The sequence below is a fragment of the Achromobacter sp. genome (assembly GCF_036567245.1).
Classification (GTDB): domain Bacteria; phylum Pseudomonadota; class Gammaproteobacteria; order Burkholderiales; family Burkholderiaceae_B; genus Achromobacter.
Genome location: NZ_DATCUY010000215.1, coordinates 1 through 7,806, shown reverse-complemented (window position 1 = coordinate 7,806; position 7,806 = coordinate 1). Strand labels below are relative to the sequence as shown.

General features: G+C 66.0%; 7 protein-coding genes. 3 read left to right on the top strand and 4 right to left on the bottom strand.

Features of this window, described 5'->3' with window-relative positions:
• Positions 1-841: SPFH domain-containing protein (locus tag VIR09_RS09320; RefSeq protein ID WP_332012601.1), on the bottom strand; the 841-nt coding region annotated here is incomplete at its 3' end.
• Positions 842-882: 41 nt separating this feature from the next.
• The gene (locus tag VIR09_RS09315) at positions 883-1,269 is read right to left on the bottom strand and encodes a DUF350 domain-containing protein (protein WP_332012602.1); all 387 of its coding nucleotides are present in this window, start codon (positions 1,267-1,269) and stop codon (positions 883-885) included.
• A gap of 89 nt (positions 1,270-1,358) precedes the next feature.
• On the opposite strand from VIR09_RS09315, the gene VIR09_RS09310 reads away from it, so the two are divergent.
• From VIR09_RS09310 to VIR09_RS09300, 3 genes are all read left to right on the top strand, one after another.
• Positions 1,359-2,870: a polyamine aminopropyltransferase gene (locus VIR09_RS09310; protein ID WP_332012600.1), complete on the top strand. Its 1,512-nt coding sequence runs from the start codon at positions 1,359-1,361 to the stop codon at positions 2,868-2,870.
• On the top strand, positions 2,870-4,504 hold the full coding sequence (locus VIR09_RS09305) for an NAD(P)-binding protein (RefSeq protein ID WP_332012599.1): 1,635 nt from the start codon (positions 2,870-2,872) through the stop codon (positions 4,502-4,504). The genes VIR09_RS09310 and VIR09_RS09305 overlap by 1 nt, the downstream gene beginning before the upstream one ends.
• Positions 4,505-4,599: 95 nt before the next feature.
• Positions 4,600-5,847 carry an FAD-dependent oxidoreductase gene (locus VIR09_RS09300; RefSeq protein ID WP_332012598.1) on the top strand — a complete coding sequence of 416 codons (1,248 nt, stop codon included), beginning with the start codon at positions 4,600-4,602 and terminating at the stop codon, positions 5,845-5,847.
• Positions 5,848-5,922: 75 nt separating this feature from the next.
• Here the strand turns inward: VIR09_RS09300 and VIR09_RS09295 are convergent, their stop codons facing one another.
• On the bottom strand, positions 5,923-6,717 hold the full coding sequence (locus VIR09_RS09295) for an ABC transporter ATP-binding protein (protein ID WP_013395026.1): 795 nt from the start codon (positions 6,715-6,717) through the stop codon (positions 5,923-5,925).
• A gap of 2 nt (positions 6,718-6,719) precedes the next feature.
• Positions 6,720-7,610 (bottom strand): ABC transporter permease, encoded by an 891-nt coding sequence (locus VIR09_RS09290; RefSeq protein ID WP_332012597.1) that lies wholly within the window; start codon positions 7,608-7,610, stop codon positions 6,720-6,722.
• Positions 7,611-7,806: the final 196 nt, after the last annotated feature.

Here is a 7,806-nt window from a genome sequence, read left to right as displayed (position 1 = left end):
CGGCCATGGTCTGGCCCAGCGCCGCGCCTGCCACCAGCCCCGCGCCGATGCCGGCGATGCCGCCCTCGTTCTGCGCCGCCATCGGAATGGCCGTGGCGGTCTGGTACTGGGTGAACTTGCCCAGGTCGCCGGCCATGCCCATGGAGATCCGTGTGTCCAGCGCCTTCTGCAACTCTTCCGGCAGGGAAACGTTCTCGACCGTGAAGTTGTCCAGCTTGACGCCGTAGCGGTCGAACACCGGCGCCAGTTGCTCGCTGATGCTCTGCGACATCAGCCCCTGGTTGCCGGCCATGTCCAGGAACGGCACCTTGGAGCCGCCCAGCGCCGTCGTCATCGCCGCGACTACCATGTTGCGCAGCTGCGCCTCCAGGTCGTCCACGGTGTATTCGTCGCGCGTGCCGCTGATCTCGCGATAGAACTTGGCCGGATCGGCGATCTGGTAGGAATACACGCCGAAGGCGCGCAGCCGCACCATGCCGAATTCGCTGTCGCGCAGCGTCACCGGCTGGGCCGTACCCCAGCGCCGGCCCAGTTGCAGGCGGGTGCTGAAGAAGATCACGTCCGACTTGAAGGGCGACTCGAACAGCTTGTCCCAGTTCTTCAGGTAGGTCAGGATCGGCAGCGTCTGCGTGGTCAGCTTGTACATGCCGGGGCCGAACACGTCGGCCACCTTGCCTTCGTTGACGAACACCGCCATCTGCGACTCGCGCACGGTCAGGCTGGCGCCGTACTGGATTTCGAAATCCTGCATGGGATGGCGCCAGGCGAGCACGCCGTCGCGGTCCTCGTTCCATTGCAGGATGTCGATGAACTGCTTGCGGATGAATGAACCGAGACTCATGGAAAGTTCTCCTGTCAGATCGGGTTCGGCGCCTGCCGGGCTCAGGTCAGGCAGGCCGCATTGACGACGCCGGCGGCGATCGAAATCGACCCGATCAGCCCGCCCATGGCGATATTGTTTTCTTCGATGGCTTCGTTCATGCCGCGCACGGCCTGGGACACGCCCACGTACACGACGATCTGGACCAGCATGGCGGCCAGGCCCCACAGCAGGAACATGGCGTAGCTGGCGTGGATCGCGATGCTGGAGCACAGGGTGAAGCTGAAGCCCACCAAGGCGCCACCGTAGGACAGCACGGCGGCAATATTGCCTTCACGGATCAGCTCGAATTCCTTGTAGCGCGTGACGGCCGTGTAGACCAAGGTGAAGACGCCCAGCATGGCGAGCGCCGACACCATGTAAACAAGATAGGTCACCACCGGATGCATTGCTTCTCCCATTGCCACCCTCCCAATTGCGCGCAGTATATACGGCGCGTTCGATATACTGCGAACGCATTTTTCGTGTCGGACACCTCATGCGCGACCGCGTTCTCATTCTTTCGGTATTGATCGTCGCCTCCTGCGGTTTGGGCTATGAGCTCATCAGCAGCGCGCTGGCCAGCTATTTGCTGGGGGATTCGATACTGCAGTTCTCTTCCGTCATCGGCTGCTATTTGTTCGCCATGGGCATAGGCTCGTGGTTGTCAAAATATGTAAGAGACGAAGACGTTTTGAATCGATTCATCGATGTGGAACTGCTGGTCGCCCTATTGGGCGGCGTCTCCGCCGCGGTGCTGTTCATGGTCTTTGCCTGGATGGCCGCGCCCTTCCGCGCAGCCCTGTATGTAGGCGTGTTCCTCATCGGCCTGATGGTCGGCATGGAGATCCCGCTGGTGATGCGGGTGTTCAACCAGCGCAAGACCGAGTTCCGCGAAATCGTCAGTCGCGTGCTGACCTTCGACTACCTGGGCGCGCTGGCCGTGTCCCTGGTGTTCCCGCTGCTGCTCGCCCCCAAGCTCGGACTGCTGCGCACCAGTTTCCTCTTCGGCATCATGAACGCCAGCGTGGCGCTGTGGACCACCTGGCTGTTCCGCGCGGAACTTCGCCGGCCCGGCGAGAAAGCCATCCGCGCCAGCGTGGTGATCGGCTTCCTGGGGCTGGGCTTCATCTATTCCGGCAACATGACGGCCTGGGCCGAGAAGGGCCTGTACGGGGACGACGTGGTGCATGCCGAAACCACCCAGTATCAGCGCCTGGTGGTCACGCGCTGGCACGACGACCTGCGCCTGTACATCAATGGCAACCTGCAGTTCTCGTCGCGCGACGAGCACCGCTATCACGAGGCGCTGGTGCATCCCGGCCTGCAAGCCCTGCCCTGGGCGCGCAACGTGCTGGTGCTGGGCGGCGGCGACGGCCTGGCGGTGCGCGAAATCCTCAAATACAAGAATATCGAACACGTGACGCTGGTGGATCTGGACCCGGCCATGACCGGCCTGTTCTCGCGTTCCGAGCCGCTGGTCAAGCTGAACCAGGGGTCGCTGAAGGATCCCCGGGTCACGGTCGTCAACGACGACGCCGGCCGCTGGCTGGAAACCCATGCCGAGGTCTATGACTACATCGTGGTGGATTTTCCCGATCCGTCCAACTTCGGCCTGGGCCGCCTGTACTCGGTGCCGGTCTATCACCTGATGGCACGCCATCTGGCCGAGAACGGCTACATGGTGGTGCAGTCCACCTCGCCCTACTTCGCGCCACGCTCGTTCTGGAGCGTGGACGCCACCTTGAAAGAGGCCGGCCTGAACACCTGGCCGTACCACACCTATGTGCCGTCCTTCGGCGACTGGGGCTTCATCCTGGCCAGCAAGCGCCGCGATTACGAGCCGCCCGCCAAGATCACCGTGCCCACGCGCTACCTGGACCCGGTCACGACGCGCGAGCTGTTCCATTTTCCGGCCGACATGCCGGCGCTGGCGATGCCTCCGAACCGCCTGAACGAACAGTCGCTCGTGCGCTACTTCGACGAGGACTGGCGCAAGGTCATCCGCTGATGCGGCGGCGCAGCTTCCTGTTGGGCGCGGCCACGGCCGCGATAGCCGGCACCGCCGGCTACTACCGTTCGCGCATCGTCGAGACCACGCCGGAAATCCATTACCCGGGGATGCAGGCGGGCCACGCCTTGCGCGACGGCGCGGCCTGGCCCCAGCCCTCGGCCAGCCACCAGCGCGACGTCGTGATACTGGGCTCGGGCGTGGCGGGCCTGTCCTGCGCCTGGAAACTGGCGCGCGAAGGACACACGGATTTCCTGGTGGTGCAGGGTCCCGAATTCGAAGGCAATGCCGCGGCCGGCCTGCGCGACGGCCTGGACTACCCCTTGGGCGCGCACTACCTGCCGCTGCCCTCGCTGGCCTCCACCCATGTGCGCGAGATGCTGGCCGACTTCGGCATCATCGAGCGCGGCGCCCACGAGGCCCGTCCCTACTACGACGAAGCCGCGCTGGTGCATTCCCCCCAGGAGCGCCTGCTGCGCGGCGGCCACTGGGAAGACAGTCTGCTGCCCATGAGCGGGTTGCCTGAAGAGGACCTGGCCCAGCACCGCAAGTTTCTTGCGCTGGTCGAACGCCTGCACACGCAGACGGGCAACGACGGCCGCAAGGTCTTCAGCATCCCGCTCACGCTTTCATCCCGGGACCCGGCCTGGCGCGCGCTGGACGCAATCACGTTCAAGCAATGGCTGGACCGCGAAGGCTACACCTCGCCCGCGCTGCATTGGTACCTGAACTACTGCTGCCGCGACGATTACGGCGCGCAGTACGACGTGGTCTCGGCCTGGGCCGGCCTGCATTACTTCGCCAGCCGCGACGGCCACGCCGCCAACGCGGGCGAAGGCGCCGTGCTGACCTGGCCCGGCGGCCTGTCCACGCTGTTGCAGCGCATGCGCGACGCCATCACCAGCAAGCTCGGCCATGCCGGCTGGCTGGTTGCCGGCACCGCGATCCGGATACAGGAAACGGCCGCCGGACCGCTGGTTACCTGCCTGGCTTCGGCTTCGGCCGCCTACACGATCCAGGCCCGCCGCGCCGTATGCGCGATGCCGCTGTTCGTGGCCCAGCGCATCCTGCCCGACATCCGCGCCTACGGCTACGATCCGGGGGTGCACGCATCGCCGCACGCGCCCTGGATGGTGTCGAACTTCGTGATGGACGGCTACCCGGCCGAGGCCCCTGGCGAACCGCTATCCTGGGACAACGTGGTCTATCAGGGCAAGGCGCTAGGCTATGTAGTGTCCACGCATCAACTGCTGCGCGTGGCGCGCTCGCCGCGCAGCGTCTTCACGGCCTACCACGCGCTCAGCAGCCAGACACCCCAGGTGGCGCGCGAATGGCTGACCCGGGCCAGCCCGCAAGAACTGCGGGCCGAGGCCGCCTCCGATCTGGTCGCGGCCTACGGCGAGGAGTTCTGGCGCCATGCGCGCCAGCTGGAGATGACGGTGCGCGGCCATGCCATGGCCTCGCCGGTATGCGGCTACCTGTCCAATCCGGGCCTGGCGGCCCTGCGCGACGTGGACGGCCCGGTGCTGTTCGCCCACGCCGACCTGTCGGGCTATTCCGTGTTCGAGGAAGCCTCGTGGTGGGGCGTGGCCGCGGCGGGCCGGATCATGGGCCAGAAGCCGCCGCAGACCTGAGGCCCGCACGCTGGGTTTTCCCCGGCTGCCTGAAATACAATTCCGCGGGCCTGCCGGCATCACGGCCCCTCTAGACCGGACTCGGATAAAAGCACATGGGAAAGCAAGTCGTTGTCCTTGGCGCGGGTATCGTGGGCGTCTGCTGCGCTCTGGAATTGCAGCGCCGCGGCATGTCCGTCACGCTGGTCGACCGGCAGGAACCAGGCCTGGAAACCTCGCTAGGCAACGCGGGCGTGATTGCCCGCAGTTCGCTGATGCCGTTCAACCATCCGGGCCTGTGGGCCCAGCTGCCCCGGCTGCTGAAGAACGACACCGTACAGTTCCGCTACAAGCTGAGCTATCTGGCGCAGAACCTGGGCTGGGCGACGCGCTTCCTGCTCAGCGCCCGGCCGGCGGTGTTCAAGCAGACCGTGGCGGCGCTGGACGGGCTGATCCGGCTATCGGCGCCGGAGCATATGCGGCTGCTGAACGAATCGGGCGCCGCACACCGGCTGCGCGATACCGGGTGGATATTCCTGTACCGGTCTGAACAGGGTTGGAACAGCGGCGAACTCTCGCGCAAGACCTTTGCCCAGTACCAAGTGCCGACCCAGACCCTTGCGCCCGGTGAACTGGCGGAAATCGAACCCGCGCTCGCGCCGATCTTCCAGCGCGCGCTATGGATCCAGGGCTCGTATTCCGTTGACGACCCGCACGAAGTGGTCGCGGCCTACGCCGCCCTGTTCCGCCGTGCCGGCGGCGGGTTCAGGCACCTGACCGCAAGCGCCATCCGCCGCGAAGGCCAGGGCTGGATCGTGCAGGGCGCGCAAGGGTCCGAATCGCTGGCGGCGGATCAATTGGTGGTCGCACTGGGTCCCTGGTCAAAGAACCTGCTGAAGACGACAGGCATAGACCTGCCCATGGCGTTCGAGCGCGGCTATCACATGCATTTCAGCGGCGTGGACGGCGCCAGCCTGACGCGCCCGGTCTACGACACGGGCGGTGGCTACGTGCTGTCGCCCATGGCGCGCGGACTGCGCCTGACCACAGGCGTGGAGCTGGACGCCTGCGAGGCGCCCGCCCGGCCGCTGCAGCTGGACCTGGCGGAAGCGCGGGCCCGCGAGGCGTTTCCGCTGGACCGGCGGCTGGATTCCGACGCGTGGCTGGGACGGCGTCCGACGCTGCCCGACAGCCGACCGATGATAGGCGAGGCGCCACGCCATCCCGGCCTGTGGCTGGCGCTGGGACATCAGCACATCGGCTTCAGCACCGCGCCCGGCACCGCCAGGATACTGGGCGAACTCATGTGCGACAGCGGCGCGACTTCCCGCCACGAGGCGTTCCGGCCAGGCCGGTTCATCTAGGGCTGCGGGCCACCGAGGCGGCCTCGCGCAGGTCCGCGCAAGCCGGCCGCGATTGACGCGGCCGGTGGCTGAGGCTCACCCCAGCAGCAAGGCGTCATCCGAGATCTTCTCGCCGCGCACGCGTTCGAACATGGCCAGCAGGTCAGGCACGTCCATGCCGCGACGTTCGTCGCCCGACACGTCCAGCACCACCTGCCCTTGGTGCAGCATGACGGTGCGGTCGCCCACGTCCAGCGCCTGGCGCATGCTGTGGGTCACCATCATGGTGGTGAGCTGGCTTTCGGCGACAATGCGCGCCGTCAGCTGCAGCACGAAGTCCGCCGTGCGCGGGTCCAACGCCGCCGTGTGCTCGTCGAGCAGCAGGATGCGCGAGGGCTGCAAGGCCGCCATCAGCAGGCTGACCGCCTGGCGCTGGCCGCCCGATAACAGGCCGATACGGTCGGTCAGGCGGTTTTCCAGGCCCAGGCCCAGTGTGGCCAGGCGCTCGCGGAAGCCCTCCTTCATGGAGGCCTTGACCGCGCGGCTGTAGCCGCGGCGCGCGCCGCGCATCTGCGCCAGCGCCATGTTCTCTTCGATGGTCAGGTCTTCGCAGGTGCCGGCCATGGGATCCTGGAACACGCGGGCCACGCGGCCGGCGCGCGCCCACACCGGCTGGCGCGTGACGTCGACGCCGTTGATGTCGATGCGCCCTGAATCGACCGGCAGGTCGCCGGAGACCGCATTCAGGAACGTGGACTTGCCGGCGCCGTTGGAGCCGATGACGGTCACGAACTGGCCCGAGGGTATCTCCAGCGACAGGCCGCGCAAGGCGCGGGTTTCGATGGGCGTACCCGCGTTGAACGTGATTTTGAGGTCTTTTGCGGACAACATATTCAGCTCCCCTTTTTGCCGAGGAGGCGGCGCTTGAGCATGGGAATGACCAGGGCGAACGTGACCAGCACCGCGGTGACGAGGTTCAGGTCTTGCGCCTTCAGGCCGATGAAATCGCTGTTCAGCGCCAGGGCGATGAAGAAGCGGTAGACGATGGCCCCGATGATGACGGCCAGCGTGGCCAGCACCAGCCTGCGCGACGGCAGGATGCTTTCGCCCACGATCACGGCGGCCAGGCCGATCACGATGGTGCCAATGCCCATGGAAATGTCCGAGCCGCCCTGGGTCTGGGCGAACAGCGCGCCCGCCAGCGCGACCAGCGCGTTGGACAGCGCCATGCCGCCCAGGATCATGCGGCCGGTATTGACGCCCTGGGCGCGGGCCATGCGGCCATTGGAGCCGGTGGCGCGCACGGCCAGGCCGGTCTGCGTGGCGAAGAACCAGTCCAGCGCCAGCTTGGCCAGGATCACGATCACGATCAGGATCAGCGGCCGGGCGACATAATCCGACAGCCATTCGGGCTGCAGGACGGTGAATACGGTGGATTCGGTGATCAGGGGAACGTTGGGCTTGCCCATGATGCGCAGATTGACCGAGTACAGCGCGATCATCATCAGGATGCTTGCGAGCAGGTCCATGATCTTCAGCTTCACGTTCAGCCAGCCGGTGACCAGCCCCGCTGCCGCGCCGGCGACCGTGGCGACGACGGTCGCCAGGAACGGGTCGGTGCCCGAAGCGATCAGCGTGGCACAGACCGCGCCGCCCAGCGGAAAGCTGCCGTCAACGGTCAGGTCCGGGAAGCGCAACAGGCGAAACGAGATAAACACGCCCAAAGCCACCAGGCTGAAGATCAGGCCGATCTCCAACGCGCCCAACAACGAGAACAATGACATGGGTCAAATCCAATCAGGTAAGAAACGAGCATATTAAAGAGTTGAAACGTCGGAGTTCTTGCGTTTCGGGGTCAGTTTTACCCCAGCTTTCGCAAGAAACGTTTCGCGGTTTGCGATTTTCTCTCGTTTCCTGCCAAAGCATCCCCGTGCCGGGCGGCAAGGCCGCCAGCAGGAGTCTGCAGGACCATTCAGGGAG